The 19,758-nt window shown below is 62.2% G+C and carries 11 protein-coding genes; 7 read left to right on the top strand and 4 right to left on the bottom strand.

What is annotated here, in order from left to right:
• Positions 1-10: 10 nt before the first annotated feature.
• The 4 genes from Q0248_RS01475 to Q0248_RS01460 all read right to left on the bottom strand — a co-directional run bounded on the left by Q0248_RS01475 (position 11) and on the right by Q0248_RS01460 (position 9,970).
• Positions 11-3,313 carry a DUF2723 domain-containing protein gene (locus Q0248_RS01475; RefSeq protein WP_299318911.1) on the bottom strand — a complete coding sequence of 1,101 codons (3,303 nt, stop codon included), beginning with the start codon at positions 3,311-3,313 and terminating at the stop codon, positions 11-13.
• A gap of 719 nt (positions 3,314-4,032) precedes the next feature.
• The gene (locus Q0248_RS01470) at positions 4,033-5,679 is read right to left on the bottom strand and encodes a RagB/SusD family nutrient uptake outer membrane protein (RefSeq protein WP_299318908.1); all 1,647 of its coding nucleotides are present in this window, start codon (positions 5,677-5,679) and stop codon (positions 4,033-4,035) included.
• 21 nt (positions 5,680-5,700) lie between these two features.
• A complete protein-coding gene (locus Q0248_RS01465; protein WP_299318906.1) occupies positions 5,701-8,733 on the bottom strand; it encodes a TonB-dependent receptor in 3,033 nt (1,010 codons plus the stop codon).
• Between the two features lie 691 nt (positions 8,734-9,424).
• Positions 9,425-9,970, bottom strand: coding sequence for a hypothetical protein (locus Q0248_RS01460; RefSeq protein WP_299318903.1), 546 nt, complete (start codon positions 9,968-9,970; stop codon positions 9,425-9,427).
• An 806-nt stretch (positions 9,971-10,776) separates the two neighbouring features.
• Between Q0248_RS01460 and purH the strand changes: the two genes are divergently transcribed.
• The 7 genes from purH to Q0248_RS01425 all read left to right on the top strand — a co-directional run bounded on the left by purH (position 10,777) and on the right by Q0248_RS01425 (position 18,994).
• On the top strand, positions 10,777-12,294 hold the full coding sequence (gene purH, locus Q0248_RS01455; RefSeq protein ID WP_299318901.1) for a bifunctional phosphoribosylaminoimidazolecarboxamide formyltransferase/IMP cyclohydrolase: 1,518 nt from the start codon (positions 10,777-10,779) through the stop codon (positions 12,292-12,294).
• A gap of 31 nt (positions 12,295-12,325) precedes the next feature.
• On the top strand, positions 12,326-13,345 hold the full coding sequence (locus tag Q0248_RS01450) for a rod shape-determining protein (protein ID WP_211788588.1): 1,020 nt from the start codon (positions 12,326-12,328) through the stop codon (positions 13,343-13,345).
• A gap of 45 nt (positions 13,346-13,390) precedes the next feature.
• Positions 13,391-14,260, top strand: coding sequence for a rod shape-determining protein MreC (gene mreC, locus Q0248_RS01445; RefSeq protein WP_299318899.1), 870 nt, complete (start codon positions 13,391-13,393; stop codon positions 14,258-14,260).
• Positions 14,253-14,768 (top strand): rod shape-determining protein MreD, encoded by a 516-nt coding sequence (locus Q0248_RS01440; protein WP_299318898.1) that lies wholly within the window; start codon positions 14,253-14,255, stop codon positions 14,766-14,768. The genes mreC and Q0248_RS01440 overlap by 8 nt, the downstream gene beginning before the upstream one ends.
• 4 nt (positions 14,769-14,772) lie before the next feature.
• A complete protein-coding gene (gene mrdA, locus Q0248_RS01435; RefSeq protein ID WP_299318864.1) occupies positions 14,773-16,632 on the top strand; it encodes a penicillin-binding protein 2 in 1,860 nt (619 codons plus the stop codon).
• A gap of 6 nt (positions 16,633-16,638) precedes the next feature.
• Positions 16,639-18,105, top strand: a complete 1,467-nt coding sequence (gene rodA / locus Q0248_RS01430; RefSeq protein WP_299318861.1) for a rod shape-determining protein RodA — start codon at positions 16,639-16,641, stop codon at positions 18,103-18,105.
• A 145-nt stretch (positions 18,106-18,250) separates the two neighbouring features.
• Positions 18,251-18,994 carry a DNA alkylation repair protein gene (locus tag Q0248_RS01425; RefSeq protein WP_299318858.1) on the top strand — a complete coding sequence of 248 codons (744 nt, stop codon included), beginning with the start codon at positions 18,251-18,253 and terminating at the stop codon, positions 18,992-18,994.
• Positions 18,995-19,758: the final 764 nt, after the last annotated feature.

Here is a 19,758-nt window from a genome sequence, read left to right as displayed (position 1 = left end):
TTGTGTAGCCTTAGCGCTGTCCAGCGCCTAGGCGGCGAGCGATCTCGGTGATCTGAGCCTCGTACTGCTTGAGGCTCGTGGAGCCGAACTCATCGGCCAGCTGCAGCGGATAGGTCAGACCCATGTAGGCCTCCTGCAGGTCGGCGTGCTGCACCAGCTGCTGGAACTGCTCGGGCTCTAGGCTCAGCGCCCAGACGAGCGTGCTCAGCGAGCGGCGTACGATGACCTGCAGCACGTGGTCGGCCTCCTTCGTCAGCCCCGCACGATAGAGTGAGCGGGCGAAGTACACCGAGTTCGTCTCATAGGGGACGTTGTCCTCGCGGATCACGGAGAGGCACTTGCGGAGGACTTCCTGGGCCTTGGCCTTGTCGCCACGTGCTATGAAGCCATCGGCCAGCGGGGAGAAGATCTGATTGCGCAGCGTGGAGACGATGCCGCGGGCGTTCTCGTCGAAGTAGGTGCCGGGACGATCAGCACCGCACCAGCGGAACTTCGTCATCACCGTCTGGTACATGTGGTCGAGATTCCCGATGCCGCTCTCTCTGCGCTGCCCCGTGCTGTCCTGCGGATAGGCTATAGGCAGCAGCTGGTGCGCCATGCCCGACTGCACCATGTGCTCGGGGAGGTTGTCGAAGGCATTGCGGGGTGAGGTGATCGCCCAGTAGATGGGGCGCTCCCACTGATTGCCTGCTATGAGATCCAGCACGCTCATACCGCCGATGTCCAGATACTGACGGCTCTGGATCGAGAGGGGCATTACGGGAAGGACTTCGCAGTCGACGTCGGGGGCAGCCTGAGCTACGAGGCGCTGTGCGCGCGCCGAGTCTACGGGCAGGATGATGTTGCCCGTGGGGAGCGTCGCAGGGTCGATGCGTGGAGCGTCCTTGAGGTGGGCGAAGGCCTCCTGCACCGTCATGGGCTCATTGCCCTGACGATTGACCAGCGCGTAGGCGTGGTAGTAATAGTAGGAGGCAGGGAGCAGTCCGAGCGGTAGGGGCTTGCCCTCGTAGGCCTGCTTCTTCATCTGGTCGATGTACCAGTCGCCTGCCAGATAGGAGAGATTGACCGTACGGACGTCGGTGCGGATGCCCTCGACCTCCTGGGCGTACCAGAGGGGGAAGGTGTCGTTGTCCCCGTAGCAGAAGAGCACGGCGTTGGGCTCGCAGCTCTCCAGATAGTTGCGCCCCATGTCGCTGGCCACAGTACGACCCGAGCGGTCGTGGTCATCCCAGTTCTGCCCGAGCATCTGCAGGGGTACCAGGAGGCTCAGCAGGACGACGATGGCGGCATAGGTAGGCTGTAGGGTGAGGGGCTGCTTGTCCTTTGCGGCCTTAGCCTTGGCCTCCTTCGAGGCGAGGAGCTGATTGACGGCAGTGACGAGGGCTGCCACGCCGAAGCCTATCCAGATGGCGAAGGCGTAGAAGGAGCCCACGTAGGCGTAGTCACGCTCGCGGGGCTGCCCTGGGAACTGGTTGAGGTAAAGGACGATGGCCAGCCCCGTCATGAAGAAGAGCATGAAGGTGATCCAGAAGCTCTCCGTCCCGCGGCGTCCTGCCCCGATCTGGAAGAAGAGACCGATCAGCCCCAGCAGCAGTGGGAGGGCGTAGTAGACGTTGTGCCCCTTATTATTGGTCATCAGCTCGGGCAGGCTGTCGCTATCGCCGTAGAAGAGGGCGTCGATGAAGGGGATCCCCGTCATGGCACCGCCGCGCAGCAGGCCGCCGTCGCCCTGCAGGTCGTTCTGACGCCCTGCGAAGTTCCACAGGAAGTAGCGCCAGTACATGTAGTTGACCTGGTAGTTGAAGAAGTAGCTGAGGTTCTCGCCGAAGCTCGGGACGCTCATATCATCCTCGGCGCGGCCCATCCAGCTATTGTACATCTGGGCGTGCCCACGGTCGTAGACACGGGGGAAGAGCATCATTTCGCTCTCCTCGTAGACGGGCTCCTCCTTGAGGCTACGCACGACGTAGCGGTCGGGGTCGCTGGGATGCTCCTTGTTGATACGTCCGTAGGTGGGCTCCTCCTCCTTCATCACGGGACGACCATCGCTGCCGTACTTGATGCGCGAGGCGAAGGTCTGCCCGTAGAGCAGGGGTGCGGAGCCGTACTGCTCACGTGCCAGATAGTAGCGCAGGGAGAAGGCGTCGGCAGGAGAATTCTCGTTCATCGGCGGATCAGCCTCGGCACGCACGAGGATCACCCCGTAGCTGGAGAAGCCGACCATGATGGCCACGAGACACATCTGCAGGGTATGTACCATGCGCGCAGTGAGCCCCTTGTAGAGGTAGAAGAAGGCCGCGATCCCCCCCGCAATCAGGAGGCCTACCAGTACATTCCCGATCAGCGGAAGGCCGATGAGGATGAGGGAGGCGATCAGGGAGATGCGTAGGCGGTGGCTCCCGAGGTGCTTGGGCTCTCTGTAGGCGCGCTGTGTCTCGTAGGCGCCCCAGATGAGGACGAGTGCGACTACCGCGAGATAGATATAGAGTCCCTGGTTGTAGCCGAGGCCCATGCTGTTGACGAAGAACATATCCCACTTGCCCGCGAGCTTGGGCACTCCCTGCACGACGCCGTACATCATCAGCTCGACGAGGGCGAAGGAGGCTACCAGCGCGATGCTAGCACCCTTGAGCGTGGACTCCTTCGTGCGGCGGTAGTAGTAGACCAGGGCCATGGCGGGCAGGCAAAGCAGGTTCAGCAGGTGTACCCCGATACTCAGCCCCATGAGGTAGGCGATGAGTACCAGCCAGCGGTCGCTACGCTCATTGTCGCAGCGCTCGTCCCACTTGAAGATCAGCCAAAAGACTACGGCCGTGAAGAGCGAGCTGAAGGCATAGACCTCAGCCTCTACGGCGCTGAACCAGAAGGAGTCCGAGAAGGTGTACACGAGGCTCCCCACGAGCCCTGCCCCTAGGATAGCGATCCCCTGCCCGAGGGTCATGACCTCACCCGTGGGCTGCGCCTCGTTGAGCCCAAGGCGCGCACTGGGCGTGAGCACACGGCGCAGCATGTGCGTGATCGTCCAGAAGAGGAAGAGGATGGTGAAGCCGCTGATCACGGCACTGGTGACATTGGTCAGCAGTGCGGCATGCTGGGGGCCTCCGCCCAGATGGGATACTACATTATATACAAGCATGTAGAAGGGAGCCCCGGGAGGGTGCCCGATCTCGAGCTTGTAGTCGCAAGCGATGAACTCAGCGCAGTCCCAGAGGCTCGCCGATGGACCTATCGTCATCAGGTAGGTCAGGGTGGCGATGAGGAAGACGCCCCAAGCCAGGAGGTTGTTCGCTCGGTCGAATTGTTTCCAGTTCATGTCTCTGTATAATTCTATCCTAAAGCCAGCCCTACGGCTAGCCATATTGTCCACAAAGATAACTAATCCATAGCGTACAGCCCGAAGGCCGTGTGGCGGGTAGTCGAATAAGGATCAGGAGCTAAGCGCCAGGACTAGATCCCCCGCCCCTCTCCCTGGGACGAGGCCCGTCGCGAGCGCGCTTGCTGCCTCCGCCCTCTGCCTCGGGGACCAGCTCAGAGCGGAGCGCCGAGCGCTACCCCCCAAGGCCTCCCATGAGGGTCCTGGAGGTAGCTGCACGCGACCAGAGCTAAGGAGAAGCTCCGTGAGGGATATCCTAGAGGTCGCCTCACTGATATCCCTCACGCTCCTCATGGACGTTCCTCAGCCTGCTGACTGATATCCCTCGGCTGCCCTTCCCCTTGACCCAAGCAGCAAGGGGGGACGGCCCTCGTCCGCTCTGCTTCCTTGGGAGGGCAGCTGTGTCGGGCTTGTCCCGTGAAGCGGCAACGCAGGAAGGACGCCGCTAGGTCGGCGCGTGAGCTGCGCCGTCCCTCTAGCTTCACTACTCTATAGACTAAGTACGCGTGCACACATAGAAAGGCAGGGCGCAAGGTCATCCTCTCCATCAAGTACGCCAAGACACCAAGTAGGCGTACGTGCACAAAAAGGCAGGGCAGGACTCCGAGACGGAGCCCTGCCCTGCGGTAGCTTGGGGGGAAGCTCTATGAAGAGCCGCCCTAGTAGTCGGGGTTGTTCTTGCCGAAGTTGGGGTTACGGTCAAGGACAGCCTGCGGGATGGGTAGGTAGCGGTAGTGGGGCTTGAAGCTGCGGTCCTCAACCTTCTTCTCTGCCGCCGTGGCGCTGACCTTGATCGTAGCGCGCATCGTGGGGTCCGAGATGCGGCTATCGACGGTGCCGACCACGCGCTCCAGCGGAGCGTTGAGGACGTGCTCGGCCAGCATCTTGCCATCGCTGGCCTTCCAGCGGACGATGTCCATGCGGCGGAAGCCTTCGCCTGCGAGCTCTACGGAGCGCTCGCGGTGGATGAGCTCGCGCAGCTTGTCCTTAGAGGCGTACTTGCTGCGATCGACGGCGGGCAAGCCAGCACGGCGTCGCACTTGGTCGAGGGCGCTGTAGACCTCGGCGGAGGGACCGCTCAGCTCGTTGCTCGCTTCCGCCAGTGTCAGCAGCACCTCGGCGTAGCGGAAGACGATGGGGCAGGCATTGCAGCTCCATACGTCGGTGTACTGCGTGGCGGGGTAGGTGTACTTGTTCCACGTCAGGCCAGTCTTGGAGCTGTTGTTGGCCGCCTCGGGGTAGTCGGGATTGTTCTTCCCGTCGAGGGTCTTGTCCAAGGAGTTGTAGATGGCCTTGAGCCCGTCGGTGCGGATGTAGTCAGCGCCTGGGTAGCAGATCGTCTTTGCCATGCGTGGGTCACGGCCCTTGAAGGGGTGGGCAGGGTCATAGCCTGAGCCCGACTCGGTGATCGTCATCCCGTTGGCCATCTCATAGGTGTTGAGGAGGTTGGGCGTGGGGACGAGGGAGGACCAGCCGCCCGTAGCGTTGTTGTACATCGAGCCAATGACGGTGTACAGCGGCTTGGTGTTGTCGAGGTACTGGACGGCGGCGATGATCTCCTTGGAGTCTTGGCCCTCGATCTTGAAGAGCTTAGCGTAGTCGGCCTCCAGCTCGTAGATGCCGAGGTCCATGATGGCCTTGGCCTTCTCCCGCGCTATGGCCCAGTCGCCGTAGTAGAGTGCCTCACGCATGCGCAGCGCCAGGGCCATGCCCTTGCCGAAGCGTCCGCGGGCAGCGGGGCTCTTCTGTAGGTCGGGCAGCGCTTCGTCCAGATCCTTGGCGATGTAGGCGCGTACCTCAGCCTCCGTCTTGCGTGGGAGCTGAGCGGCCTCGGCCGTCTGGGGGAGCTCTATGATGGGTACACCGCCGTAGGCGATGTTCATCGTGTAGTACTGGTAGGCACGGATGACCTTGGCCTGGGCGATGATGTCCTTGCGCTCGGCCTCGTCGGTGAAGGGGATATCCTTGATGCGCTCCAGCAGCAGGTTGCAGCGCCCGATGGTGGAGTAGTCATAGAAGGAGACGCCAGGGTTGGAGGGCGTCATCGAGCCGTTGCCGATGCTGCGGTAGCCCTCGTGGACATGGAAGTTGAAGCCGAAGTCCGACATGCAGTCCAGGTAGAGGATCGTGGAGCCTGAGGTCCAGCCGTCGTAGCAGCCGATGAGGAACTTGTGGACATCCTGAGGGGTCTTCCAGGTCGTGGAGGGCGATAGGGCGTTGTGGGGCTCCTTCTCCAGGAAGCCCGAGCAGGAGCTGGTACCGAGCGCGAGGAGCGCTACGAGGGCACCCTTATATAATGTATTCATTGTCGTAGGGGAGCGTGCGGATTAGAAGGATACGTTGAGCCCGAAGGAGTGCGTGCGCAGCAGCGGATAGGACGAGAGGCGTGCACTGGTGGCCTCAGGGTCGATGTTGCCCCGCATGTGGTCGAGGGTGAAGAGGTTCTCAGCCGAGTAGAAGACGCGTACCGAGGAGACCCCGAGCTGCTGGGTGAGGCGCTGGGGAATGGTGTAGCCAAGCTGAAGGTTCTTCAGGCGGAGGTAGTCCGTCTTCTGTAGCCAGAAGGTGGAGTTGGCGTCGTTGTGGCGCGCCGTGCCCTTACGGAAGATGCGGGGCATCGTACCCGAGGTATTGGTGCTGCTCCAGGCGTCACGCCATACGGTCGAGGGGTGACCCGTATCCCCAGCGAACTCCCCGAAGACCTCGCTGCTGTAGTAGCGAGCTGCACCTGCAGCGCCGTTGAACATCGCCGAGAGGTCGAAGCCACGCCAGCCTACGTTGAAGTTCATCGCGAAGGTGTAGCTCGGCTCGATGGGCTTGGTGTAGATGCGGTCCGCACCGTTGATCTTGCCGTCACCATTGACGTCCACGTAGCGGATGTCGCCCGCCTGAGGGCGCGAGCCGAAGGGCGTGCCGTACTTAGCTACCCAGGCGTCGGCCTCCTCCTTGCTCTGGAAGAGCCCATCGGCCTTGTAGAGGTAGTAGGTCTTGAAGGGCTGGCCTACGGCGTTGCGTATCTGATCGCCGATGTAGCTCTGCCCGCCGAGGTCTAGGATGACGTTCTTGTTGTAGGCAAAGTTACCCCCTGCGCCGATGGTCCAGTCCCCGAAGCGCGTCTGGTAGTTCAGTGAGAGCTCTATCCCCTTGTTCTCGAGGGAGCCCACATTGGCCGTGTAGGGGGCGAGGGGGAACTCGTAGGGCACGAGGACGTTCATCAGGATGCCCGTCGTCTTGCGCTTGTAGAGGTCGAGGCTCCCGGTGAGGCGGCCGCCGAAGAAGCCGAAGTCCAGCCCGAAGCCCATGTTCTCGCTCTTCTCCCAGCTGATGTCCTTGAGCTTGAGCTGCGTCTGGGCGTAGCCTCCGAGGAGCGTGCCGCCCATGGGATAGCTGGGGGTGATACTGTAGGTGTTGATGGCGGGATAGTAGTCCCTCAGGGCCTCTTGGTTCCCGAGGAGCCCCCAGGAGGCGCGTAGCTTCAGGTCACTCAGCACAGGGTACAGCGGCTGGAGGAAGGCCTCCTTGGAGAGGCGCCAGGCTGCGGAGAAGGAGGGGAAGTAGCCCCAGCGGTAGCCCTCGGCGAAGCGAGAGGAGGCGTCGGCACGGAAGTTAGCCTCCAGTAGGTACTTGCCCGCATAGTCGTAGTTGATACGCCCGAAGCCCGAGACCATCGACAGGGCCTGCGTGGAGCCTTCGTTGGTCTGCGTGGAGCGGTCGCCTGCATCGATGTCGGTGAGCTTGTTATTGGGGAAGCTCTTACGTCCGCCGCGTAGGTAGCCGTAGTTGTAGTCCTCGGCGTGGGTACCGACCATGAGCTTGAGGTTGTGCTGGCCGAGGCTCTTGGTGTAGTTGGCGAAGGCGTCGAAGCTGGCACGCGTCCAGAGGTTGTAGTACTCGTCCAGATTGTTGGGCGAAGTCTCCTTATTGGGATTGTAGCGTATGTACTGTACGAAGGCCTTGTAGTGCAGCAGGTGTGCTACGTAGGCCACGTTCGCCGTCAGCGTTAGTCCCTCGATGGGGCGGATATCGATACCCCCCGTGGCGGAGATGTTGTGGTTGTCGCGGTCGATGGTCTCCCCCGAGTCGAGCCAGGCCAGCGGGTTCCCGTCGCCCGTCGTGCCGTAGGTACCGTCCTTACCGCGGCCGAGGATCCAGGGGGAGACGATATTGAGCTGTCGGATGATCTGGTCCGAGCCTCCCGAGACGTAGGAGTTATTGGGGTCGGCGTATTTATTCTTGATGTAGGAGAGGCCTATGCGGGCGGAGATGATACGGCTGAGGTTGAGGTCGAGGTTGGTGCGCACGTTGTACTGATTGCGCTGTGCATTGGGCAGGATCCCCGTCTGACCTAGGTAGCCGATAGAGCCCATGTACTTGATCTGATCCGTCCCCCCGCTGACGCTGAGGTTGTGGCGCTGCTGTAGGGCGGTGCGGAAGGCTAGGGCGTACCAGTCGGTATTGGGGTAGTTCTCGGGGTCGCTACCGTCGCGGAACTTCTGTAGTGCCTCGTCGCTGAACTGTGGCGTCTGCCCAGCAGCCTTGCGCAGCTCATTGGTCAGCGTGGCGTACTCGTAGGAGCCCATACGCTCCATCAGGCGCGTGGCGGACTGCATACCCACGGTACCCGAGTAGTTGATGCGTGCCTTGCCGCTGCGGCCGCGCTTGGTGGTGATGAGGATGACCCCGTTGGCCGCCTTCGACCCATAGATCGCTGCGGAGGCTGCATCCTTGAGCACGGAGATGCTCTCGATATCGCTGGGGTCAAGCATGTTCAGCGAGCCCGACTCCAGTCCATCGATGAGGATGTAGGGCGCTGCGGAGTTCAGCGTACCCGTCCCACGTACACGCAGCTCACCGTTGTCCAGCCCAGGGGCACCGTTGGTACCGGTGATGCTGAGCCCAGGGATGAGCCCCTGAAGGCCGTTGGTGAGGTTCTGAATGGGGCGTGCCTGGATCTGCTTGGTGTCGATGGCTGCCACGGAGCCCGAGAGGTTGACCTTCTTCTGCGTGCCGTAGCCGACTACGACGACGTCCTCCAGCTTGGTCGCCTCATCCTGCAGGGTGATGGTGAGCTCGCTGCGCCCGTTGAGGGCTACTTCCTCGGTCTTCATACCGATGAAGCTGACGCGAAGGATGGCGTTGCGAGCGACGCCGCTGAGGGTGAATTCGCCCTGAGCGTTGGTCACGCTCCCTTTGCCCTTACTGTTCTTGACAAAGATAGAGGCGCCGATGACGGCCTCCTGCTTGCTGTCGACGACACGCCCGCGTACCGTCAGCCCCTGAGCCGCTAGCTGTGGGCTGATGGTGGAGACGAGCAGGAGCAGGAGCCCAAGGATGCTGAGCCTGCGTAGTGATGTCTTCATCTTGATAATTGATGGTGATAATGTAGTACTGTGATCCGAGTGCCTCATCCTAGGGGCGCTTGGGGGTCGAGGGCACTGCGAGGCCTCTTGAGCGCAGTGGGGCATCCCTCGGGGCGAGCGGCGATCACACGCTGAGCACTGCTCTGTGTTTTCCTTAGTGACTATCTCTTCGTAGGGCAAATATAGGACGATTCCCTGTAGGATGCAAGGGGCGGTAAGGGTCTGAAAGGCAGTGTATTTATCTAAGATTTTTAGGAAGGGTGGGGGAAGGACCTTTTGTCCCTCCTCTGGATCGTGCTGCCTACGCCCTCGGGGAGTACCTCGGTTTGCAGGCGAGGGCGGCCCGAGCTGGGGTAATAGCGTGGTGCGAGGAGTCCTGCGAGCGCGTCTCCTCCTAGGGGGAGCTCCGTGAGGGATATCAGTCAGGGGGCCGAGGGGCGGCAGTCAGCGCGCTCATGGATATCGGTCAGCTGGCTGAGGGATATCCCTCGGGAGGGCTTAGACTAAGGGAGGAGGATGCTGAGGCTCGTCCCTTGCAGGCGTATGGAGCTTAGGTAGTGCGCCGCCTAGCTTGCTGTGGGTGGAAGTCTCGGTATAGAGCGAGCCCCAGCGGACGAAGCGGTGCGCGGGGCACGACTTCGGCCTGCTGGGGCTCGTGGTCTTGGGGTGGGGTGCTTGGGCCTAGGCTAGGCTACCAGGCGCGGCGTAGGATGCGGTCGACGCGTGGGGCGCCCTGGCTGTCGCTGATGAGCTCCAGCTCCGTCTGATGCTCGCCCCCAGCGTGGAGGTAACGGACGCTGTAGCGGCGCCCGCCGAGGGGCTTGATGTCGAGCAGCTGCACGTGGCGGTTCGCCTCGGGGCCGTCGTAGCCGTTGATGTCTCCGCTGGTGAAGACCTCCGTATAATAGCCTTCCTCGGGGTCACTGTCCATCACGCCGATCTCCTGATAGGTCTTGGCCAGCTCGTCGAGGAGGCGATCGCTGCAGTAGGCCTGGAGCTCGGCCTTCTTGTCGCGCCCTACGTGGCGATCCAGCAGGGGAGAGTTGTAGAGCTGATGCAGCAGGGCGCTGTCGGCGTGCAGCGAGTCTGGGGCACTGGTGATGCTGAGGGCGCTGCTGTCGCGCTGGGTGGAGTCGCTGCTGCCTGCCTGGCTCGTGCCGGAGCAGCTATAGAGGGTGCTGAGGCCTAGGCAGGCGAAGGAGAGGAGGCCTAGGCGAAGTCTGAGGGGGCGTGTCATGAGTGTATGAGGGCTGATGTGATACTTGTAGCGGCAAAGGTAGCAAATTCGCTTATCCGCGCCCTAAGCCCCCTAAGCGGCAGTGCTTAGCCTGCCCTTCGCCTGACGTGCGGGCTAGGCGGGAGCGCGCTTGGCAAAAGGAATAAGCACGCCGCGTCAAGCTCAGAGAGAAGGAGGAAGGCTGGGGGGAGTGCGCTTGGCTCGAGGAATGAGTGCACCCGATTAGGTAGGGAGGAAGGGCGAAAAGCAGGGGAGAAGTGTGCCGTGCCAAGTGGGGGAGCGCTGGGGCTAGAATAGCGAAAAGGGGTCACGCTTCCCAGCGTAGCCCCTCGTCTTAGTTTCTGAAAATTAGCTTGTATATAACGCTGCAAATATACGCACTTATTCCGTATCTCCCGCATTGCCCCTCAGATTTCCTCCCCGACGAGGCTGCTATCTTCCTCGCCCCTATGCCTTTATTTAGGTCGGCTCATAAGTCAAAAACAAGGCTTTCTGACTTATGATCCATCCATCACAGGTCAGAAAGCCTTGTTTTTGGTTGATGATACCTCGGTCTTGGCCTAGGGAGTAGCTTCCCGAGCGCTGTGCCGAGGCTGTGCTCCCCCTAGCTTTGGGCTGCGCTGCTGTAGTAGGAGGCCTAGACTGCTAGCAGAGGCAGTACGCGCCGAGCGACTCCACGGGGCAGTGTGCGGGAAAAAGCGTATTTTTGTGTAGCTTAGAGCCTTAGTATAGAGTTGGCTAGCCTGTCAGCTCTAGGGGCGTCAGGGCGTAAATATATCACAATAAGTAGCATAGCTCAACAGCTTATGGAGAAGGAAATACGCCGAGCGCTGATCTCGGTGTTCCACAAGGACGGTCTGACCGACATTTTAGCCCTGCTGCATCAGGCGGGCGTAGAGTTCGTATCCACGGGAGGTACCAGTAGCTTCATCGAGTCCCTCGGCTATCCCTGCGTGGCCGTCGAGGATCTGACGAAGTACCCCTCCATGCTCGGGGGGCGTGTCAAGACGCTACACCCCGCCATCCAGGGCGGTATCCTCGCTCGTCGCAGCCATGCTACCGACCAGCAGGAGGTCGCCGAGTACGGCCTCTCGCTGATCGACCTGGTGATCGTAGACCTCTATCCCTTCGAGGCGACGGTAGCCTCGGGCGCTAGCGAGGAGGATATCATCGAGAAGATCGACATCGGCGGCATCAGCCTTATCCGCGGGGCGGCGAAGAACTTCGAGGACGTGGTCATCATTCCCTCCCAGGCCGACTGCGCTACGCTCTACGACATCCTCAAGGCGCAGGGAGCTAAGACGAGCCTCGAGCAGCGCCGTCACTTCGCTCGCCGTGCCTTCGCGGTCAGCTCGGGCTACGACGCGGCGATCTTCCGCTACTTCGACGCTGAGGACAGCAGTGCGCTGCGCCTGACGGCCGACCACGGCAAGGTACTGCGCTACGGCGAGAACCCCCATCAGAAGGGCGTCTTCTACGGCGACCTTGGCCGCTACTTTACCCAGATCCACGGCAAGGAACTCTCCTACAACAACCTTCAGGATATCGAGGCCGCGGTGGCTCTCATACAGGACTTCAGCGAACCGACCTTCGCCATCCTCAAGCATAATAATGCCTGTGGCTGCGCCAGCCGCCCCACACTGCTGGAGGCCTGGACGGCTGCGCTGGCTGGCGACCCCGTCTCCGCCTTCGGAGGCGTGCTGGTGGCCAATCGTCCCATCGACCTGGCGACGGCGCGCGAGATCGACAAGCTCTTCATGGAGGTACTCGTAGCACCCGCCTATGAGGAGGGTGCGCTGGAGGTACTGCAGTCCAAGAAGAACCGCATTCTCCTAGAGCAGCACCAGCCCATCGAGAGCAGCTGGAGCTACCGCTCGATGCTGGGCGGGGTGCTGGCGCAGGAGACCGACCGCGCCGTAGAGACTAAGGAAGAGATGAAGCCCGTTACTAAGGTGCAGCCCACCGAGGGCGAGCTGGAGGACCTAGTCTTCGCGACCAAGCTCGTCAAGCACAGCAAGAGCAACGCGATCGTGCTCGCCAAGGGCGGGCAGCTCATCGCCTCGGGCGTCGGGCAGACCTCGCGTGTCGATGCGCTCAAGCAGGCCATCGAGAAGGCGCGCCACTTCGGCTTCGAGCTCCAGGGCGCCGTACTCGCCAGCGATGCCTTCTTCCCCTTCGACGACTGCGTGACGCTCGCGGCCGAGGCTGGGATCACGGCCATCGCTCAGCCCGGGGGTTCGGTGCGTGACGCCGACAGCATCGCTGCCGCCGACGCCCACGGCATCGCCATGGTGATGACGGGGGTACGCCACTTCAAGCATTAAGGACATTCACAGAACGACCAGATACATTACAATGGGATTATTCTCCTTCCGCCAAGAGCTGGCCATGGACCTTGGCACAGCCAATACGATTATCGTCAAGGATGACAAGATCGTCCTCGACGAGCCCTCTGTCGTGGCCTTCGACAACCGCACCGGTGAGATGATCGCCGTCGGGACCAAGGCGCGCGAGATGTACGAAAAGGGTAACTCCAACATCCGCACCATCCGTCCCCTGCGTGAGGGCGTGATCGCGGACTTCGACGCTGCCGAGCATATGATCCGTGGCATGATCCGTATGATCGTGCCCCGCCGCCCTTGGCACAAGCCCACACTGCGTATGGTCGTCTGCATCCCCTCAGGCAGCACGGAGGTCGAGATACGTGCCGTGCGTGACTCCAGCGAGCGCGCCGAGGCCCGTGACATCTATATGATCTACGAGCCTATGGCGGCTGCTATCGGCGTCGGCATCGATGTGCTGGCGCCCGAGGGGCATATGATTGTGGATATTGGTGGCGGGACGACGGAGATCGCCGTCATCTCGCTAGGGGGTATCGTAGAGGATCAGTCCATCGATACCGCAGGCGATGAGCTCACGCAGGACATCATCGACCACATGCGCGACACCCATCAGATCAAGGTCGGGGAGCGTACGGCAGAGCAGATCAAGATACGCGTCGGTGCCGTCTATGAGGAGCTCGACGAGGAGCCCGAGCCCTTCACCGTATGGGGAGCGAACATGATGGACACGCTGCCCCGCAAGGTAGACGTCAACTACCACGAGATCTGCCAGTGCCTGGATGCCTCGATCGCCAAGATCGAGAGCGCTATCCTACGTTCGCTGGAGGCTACGCCGCCCGAGCTCTATGCCGATATCGTCGCCAATGGGGTCGTCCTCACCGGCGGTGGGGCACTGCTGCGCGGGCTGGACAAGCGCCTGAGCAAGCGCTTCGGGCTCAACTTCCAGATCGCTGAGAACCCGCTCCACTCCGTCGCTATCGGTACCGGGATCGCGCTGAAGAACATCCATAACTTCAACTTCCTCTTCCGCTAGGCGGCTCGCCACGAGCCTCTGAGCCTAGCCCAGCTACCACGCCCCGTGCAGCAGATCCTCGAGTTCCTCAAGCGCTACCGGCATTGGTTCGTCTTCATCCTACTGGAGGTGATCGCTCTGACCTTTGTGCTGAGCGGCTCGGTCTATGCACGGAGCATAGCGTGGTACGCCACGAGCCGCGTGGTGGGGCAGCTCAACGAGTGGATGACCGAGGCCTGGAGCTACATGGATCTACGGGCCTCCAACGAGCGGCTGCTCCTGGAGAACGCCCAGCTGCGCCATAGCTACACCCTGCTCTCGCGCCAGATGCAGGACGCTGAGGCTCACGGCACACTGCCGCATCTGCACGTCACCGACAGCCTCCCGATGAGCTCGGGGGCGGTCGTCGTGGCGCGCGTCGTCAATAGGGTGACGCGTACGGGCGAGGTCTACTACACGATCAACAAGGGCTCCGCGGACGGCATCGAGACCGATATGGGCGTGATGAGTAGCACCGGCGTCGTCGGGGCCGTGATGGCCACGAGCCGCCACTACGCCCTGGTCATCCCCGTGCTCAACCCTAAGATCCGCCTCTCCTGCACCCTACGTGGGCAGTCCGTCAGCGGGACGCTCACGGCACCGGCCAATCCCAACGACAATGCTGCCGTCCTCTCGGGTGTACCGCCTCATGCGCGGCCTCAGAAGGGCGACACGATCATGACCAGCGGCTACTCCTACCTCTTCCCCGAGGGGATGATGGTGGGGACGGTAGCCGATGCCAAGCCCGTACGCACTAAGGGCGCCGCGGGTATCTTCGCCAACTACACGGTGCGCCTGGCGACGGACTTCCAGTCGCTGCGCTACGTCTACGTCATCCTCGCCAAGCCCTCGCGAGAGGTCAAGGCCCTAGAGGACTCTATTGCGACGAATGAATAGCAGCTACCTACGCTTCGTCCTGATGAGCCTGCTCCTGATTGCGGTGCAGGTCTGGGTACTCAGTCCCGTGGAGCTCTTCCGCGTAGCGACGCCCTTCGTCTATCCCTTCGTCTTGATGCTGCTGCCCATTGGGGCGAATCGTAGCCTCCTGCCCATCCTCGGCTTTGCCATTGGCGGGGCTATCGATGTGCTGGGGCTGACGCCTGGGATCCATGCGGCGGCGATGACGCTGGCAGCCTTCGTACGCTACCCCCTACTGCAGGTGCTCACGGACAAGGAGATGCCGCCCTCGGCGCTGCCTCTCTACGGCACGCTGCGCAGCGGGGCGATCATCCTGATGAGCCTACTACTGCTCATCCATCACCTGGCGCTCTACCTCCTGGTGGGGGCGACGCTACACCGCGATCCCTATGTCCTGCTCAGCTTCGCCGCAGGCTACGGCCTGAGCTGGCTGATCGGGCTGATCCTCCTCTTCTTCTTCGGCACCGAGCCGCCGCACCGTAGCTAGGCCTATGGTCAGTGACGAACTCTACAAGCGTCGCCTGCTGCTCCCCCTACTGACGGTCGTCATCGTCGGGGTCTTCGTCATGCGGCTCTTCTTCCTGCAGATCGCTAGCAATGACTACAAACGTCGTGCCGAGAACAATGCCTACTACATCCTCTCCACCATACCAGCCCGCGGGGTGATCTACGATCGCTACGGGCAGCTGCTGGTGGCGAACCGCCCCATCTACGATCTCATGGTCGTGATGCATCAGGCCAAGGACAAGCTCGATACGACACTGCTGGCCTCGACGCTCGGTCTACCCCGCGAGGAGCTCGTGGCGCGCCTGGCTGCCGTCCGAGACCGGAGCATCAATCGCGGCTACAATCCCTACACGCCGCAGGTGCTGCTCTCGCAGCTCGAGCCCGAGGATGTGGGCCGCTTCGAGGAGCAGCTGTATAAGTTCCCCGGCTTCTCCGTCCGCTCCCGCACGATACGTCAGTACGATTACCACAACGCCGCCCACCTGCTGGGCTATATGTCCGAGGCCTCCACGGCCGACCTCGAGCGCGACAGTGCCATCATGTCGGGCGACTTTGTCGGGCGCAGTGGCGTGGAGCGTACCTATGATGAGGTGCTGCGCGGGGAGAAGGGACAAGAGATCTTCTACCGCGATGCTCGCGGCCGCATCCAGGGGCGCCTCGATGGTGGGACGCATGACAAGGCGCCCGTCCCAGGCCGTGACCTTACCCTATCTATAGACGCGGGGCTCCAAGCCCTCGGCGAGCGTATGATGCGTGGCAAGCGCGGCGCCATCGTCGCCATCGAGCCCGAGACGGGCGAGGTGCTGGCTATGGTCACGGCACCGAACTATGACCCCGCCCTGCTGGCGGGCAAGGATAAGGGCAACAACCATCGTATGCTCGAGGAGAGCTACGGGAAGCCGCTCCTGAACCGCGCCATACAGGGTAACTATCCCCCGGGCTCGACCTTCAAGCCCGCCCAAGGAGCCATCTTCCTAGCCGAAGGGGTACTCACCCCCTCCACGCCCCTGAGCTGCTACGGCGGCTATCCACGCCTCGGTGGGAAGCCTAAGTGCCACCCTCACGGCTCGCCCATCTCCCTCATCCCAGCACTGGCTACCTCCTGCAACGCCTACTTCTGCTGGGGGATGCACTTCCTCCTGGACGACCGCAAGCGCTATCCGAGCGTGGAGGTCGCCCTCGAGCACTGGAAGGAGCGCATCGTGCGCCTCGGCTACGGCTACCGCCTCGGCGTAGACCTCCCAGGGGAGAAGCGCGGCTACATCCCCAATAGCAGCGTCTACGACAAGGCCTATAAGGGACGCTGGAATTCCTCTACCATCATCTCCATCTCCATCGGGCAGGGCGAAGTGCTCGCCACGCCGCTGCAGATCGCCAACCTTGCGGCCATCATCGCCAATCGCGGCAGCTACGTCCGTCCCCATCTGGTGCGCCACATCTCGGGCCAGCGCCTGGACACGATGTACACGCAGCGCCAGCAGTCGGGTATCTCGCCCGAGCACTGGGAGTATATCGTACAGGGCATGGCGCAGGCCGTCACGGGCGGTACCTGCCGCGCGGCCAACTTCGCCCCCGGCCAAATCGAGGTCTGTGGTAAGACCGGTACGGCCGAGAACCCGCACGGGAAGGACCACTCGGCCTTCATCGGCTTTGCCCCCCGCACGCGTCCCCGCATCGCCGTCTCGGTCTATGTGGAGAATGGGGGCTTCGGGGCGCACTACGGCGTACCTATCGGCCGCGTGATGATGGAGTACTACCTACGTGGGGGCAAGCTCTCGGGTGCTGGTGAGGCCATAGCCTCGCAAATGGAGCACCGTGGCATCTCCTACCTCAACGATCTATAGCGCGCTATGAGTAGACGTCCCTCGGGCGGCTTGCTGCAGTCCATCGACTGGGTGAGCATCGCCATGTACCTCATGCTGATCTTCTTCGGATGGCTCTCCATCTGCGGGGCCTCGTACAACTTCGAGACCGAGCAGCTCCTCTCCCCCGGGAGCCGCCCCCTGATGCAGCTCCTCTGGATGGGGCTAGGGCTGGTGCTGGGCTTCGCCGTCCTCTCGCTCGATACGGATATCTACGAGGTGGGGGCACCGCTCTTCTATGGGGCGATGATGCTCCTGCTGATGGTGACCATCGTCATAGCCCCCGACATCAAGGGATCGCGCTCGTGGCTCGTGCTGGGGCCTGTGCGCCTACAGCCCGCAGAGTTCGCCAAGGTCGCCACGGCGCTGATGCTGGCCTGGCTGTGCAATCAGTACGAGTTCGAGATCAAGTCTATACGCAGCTACCTCAGGATCTTTGGGCTGGTGCTCTTCCCCGTGCTGCTCATCTTGCTGCAGCAGGAGACGGGCTCGGCGCTGGTCTTCTTCGCCCTCTTCCTCGCCCTCTTCCGTGAGGGCTTCTCCGGGCTCTTCATGGGGCTGAGCTTCTCGGCGGCGGTCTACTTCATCGGGGCGCTGATCTTCGAGGACACGCTGTGGGGCGGGGAGACGCAGGCCGATCTCTTCTTCGTCTGCAATGCGATCCTGATCTTCACGGGCGTGCTCTATGCCGTCTATGGCAAGGGGCGCGAGCGCTGGCGCTGGCTGCGTTACGGGGCGCTGGGGATGCTGGGCGTGTACTTCGTCTGCATGCTCATCAGCTTATTCCTGAGCTTCGACTGGGCCTACGTAGCGCTGGGGATGCTGGTGCTGGGTGTGCTCGGGCTGCTCTATCTAGCGCTGAGGGACTACCTGCTGCGCTATGTGATGATGGCGCTCTTTGCCTTAGGCTCGATGGGCTTCTTCTACTCGGTGGGCTACGTCTTCGATGAGATCCTGCAGCCCCACCAGCAGGTGCGTATCAAGATCGCCCTGGGCATCGAGAGCGACCTCAAGGGTAAGGGCTACAATGTCGACCAGTCCAAGATCGCTATTGGCTCGGGAGGGCTGACGGGCAAGGGCTTCCTCAAGGGGACGCAGACCAAGCTGAACTACGTGCCCGAGCAGGAGACGGACTTCATCTTCTGCACCGTGGGCGAGGAATCGGGCTTCGTCGGCTCCTCGCTGCTGCTGGTCTTCTACGGCGCCTTCATCCTGCGTATCCTGGCGCTGGCAGAGCGTCAGGTGACGCGCTTCGGCCGTGTCTACGGCTATTGTGTGGCCTCGATCTTCCTCTTCCACCTCTTCATCAACGTCGGTATGGTGCTGGGGCTGGTGCCCGTGATCGGTATCCCGCTGCCCTTCTTCAGCTACGGGGGGAGCTCGCTCTGGGGCTTCACCTTCCTACTCTTCATCTTCCTCGGCATCGACGCTCGGCGTACGATGCGCCGAGCCTAGTTGCCCTCGAGAGCGGCTATCCGAAGAGCCTGCCCCGCGCCTCTTGATTGCTTCGGCGCAAGTGCCCAGCTAGGCCTCGGAGCGCTAGCCCAAGCGGGCGAAGCGCCTTCGCCCTTAGCACCTTTCCCCAATCCTTCCTATCCCTATGTCCTATACGATCGACGGGCTGACCATCACCGAGCAGCTCCTCCGTCTCACCGAGTGCGCCAATAAGCCCTTTGCCGAGCGCCTGCACCCAGGCGTCCCAGGGGTGCTCGGGCTGCGTATCCCTGACCTCAGAGCGCTGGCCAGGCGTATCGCTAAGCAGCCCGACTGGGAGCGCTACCTCGCGGAGGCCGAGGTGGGTGCTCGCTCGGAGGAAGAGGACTTCATGGAGGCACGCATCCTGCACGGGCTCGTCCTCGGGCAGATCCCCGTGGGCGCGCTGGAGCCCTACCTCCAGCACGTAGCGTGCTGGGAGGAGCGGATCAACTCCTGGTCGGTCTGTGATACCTTCTCCCTCCCCCGCGGGAAGCGGCTGGTGGCGGAGCACGGCGAGCGGCTGTGGGACTTCTTCATCTCCTACCTAGGGCGAGAGGAGGAGTATCCGCTGCGCTTCGGCATCGTCCTCCTGATGCAGTACTTCGTCGATGAGGAGCATGTGTCCGAGCTGCTGGAGCGTTACCTCATGATACGCCACGAGGGCTACTACGTGCGTATGGGGCTGGCGTGGGCGATCGCCGAGTGCTATGTGCGCTACCCAGTGGTCACGGAGCCCTACCTCGCGGAGCGCCGCTTCGCCCCCTGGATACACAACAAGGCGCTGCAGAAGATCCGTGAGTCGCTGCGCTGCTCGCCCGAGGAGAAGCGACGGCTGGCCGCGTTGCGTGTCCCCCTGTCGAAGGACTAGCCCCGTATCCCCTAGCGCACTGAGCCTACAGACAGAGCGGGCTAAGGGATGCGCCGCCGTGAGCGGCCTCCCTAGGCTCAGCGCTCTGACGGATATCCCTCAGCCCGCCTTACCGATACCCCTCACGCACCCCACGCACGTCCCTCAGCCCGCCTTACTGATCCTCTCACACGCACCACGGGCAGCTCTCAGCGCTCTGACGGATATCCCCCAACCTGTCTTACTGATACCCCTCACGCACCCCACGGGCGTCCCTAAGCACGCTGACTGATATCCCTTAGCCTGCCTTACTGATCCTCTCACACGCACCACGTACGTCCCTTACAGCCCCTCCCCCTATTCAGCCGCTCCGCTTAGGCCTCGCCGGCCAGCTCTCCTCTGACAAGGGAAAGCCCCTATAGGGGCGACCCCTTTCAAAGCCTAGGGTGCGTAGCCCCGCAGGGGCGACCAAACCCTAGGTGTGGTAGCGTAAGTAAGTACAGAGCCCTACAGGGGCGACCCTCAGGACAGCTGAATGCCTAGCTTGTTTGAAGGGTCGCCCCTGTAGGGCTTTTTTAGTATAAGTGGGGCTGGACCCAGGGTTCCGTCACGCCTGCAGCGTTCCCTCACCCTGGGCTTTGTAAGGGTCGCCCCGCTGGGGCTTTCACCTCCGCTCCTGGCCTCCGTGATGTGCGGCTAGAGCTACTACTCCCTCACCCTGGGCTTTGGTAGGGTCGCCCCGCTGGGGCTTTCCCCTCCGCTACTGGCCTCCGTGATGTGCGGCT

It is taken from the genome of uncultured Porphyromonas sp. (assembly GCF_938046015.1).
Lineage (GTDB): Bacteria > Bacteroidota > Bacteroidia > Bacteroidales > Porphyromonadaceae > Porphyromonas.
This window is presented reverse-complemented; position numbering and strand designations above follow the sequence as displayed.

Coding starts and splice junctions, on each gene's coding strand:
- mrdA (WP_299318864.1), top strand. CDS start 14,773: ATGGTCAGTGACGAACTCTACAAGCGTCGCCTGCTGCTCCCCCTACTG.
- Q0248_RS01465 (WP_299318906.1), bottom strand. CDS start 8,733: ATGAAGACATCACTACGCAGGCTCAGCATCCTTGGGCTCCTGCTCCTG.
- purH (WP_299318901.1), top strand. CDS start 10,777: ATGGAGAAGGAAATACGCCGAGCGCTGATCTCGGTGTTCCACAAGGAC.
- Q0248_RS01470 (WP_299318908.1), bottom strand. CDS start 5,679: ATGAATACATTATATAAGGGTGCCCTCGTAGCGCTCCTCGCGCTCGGT.
- Q0248_RS01440 (WP_299318898.1), top strand. CDS start 14,253: ATGAATAGCAGCTACCTACGCTTCGTCCTGATGAGCCTGCTCCTGATT.
- rodA (WP_299318861.1), top strand. CDS start 16,639: ATGAGTAGACGTCCCTCGGGCGGCTTGCTGCAGTCCATCGACTGGGTG.
- Q0248_RS01460 (WP_299318903.1), bottom strand. CDS start 9,970: ATGACACGCCCCCTCAGACTTCGCCTAGGCCTCCTCTCCTTCGCCTGC.
- Q0248_RS01450 (WP_211788588.1), top strand. CDS start 12,326: ATGGGATTATTCTCCTTCCGCCAAGAGCTGGCCATGGACCTTGGCACA.
- Q0248_RS01475 (WP_299318911.1), bottom strand. CDS start 3,313: ATGAACTGGAAACAATTCGACCGAGCGAACAACCTCCTGGCTTGGGGC.
- Q0248_RS01425 (WP_299318858.1), top strand. CDS start 18,251: ATGTCCTATACGATCGACGGGCTGACCATCACCGAGCAGCTCCTCCGT.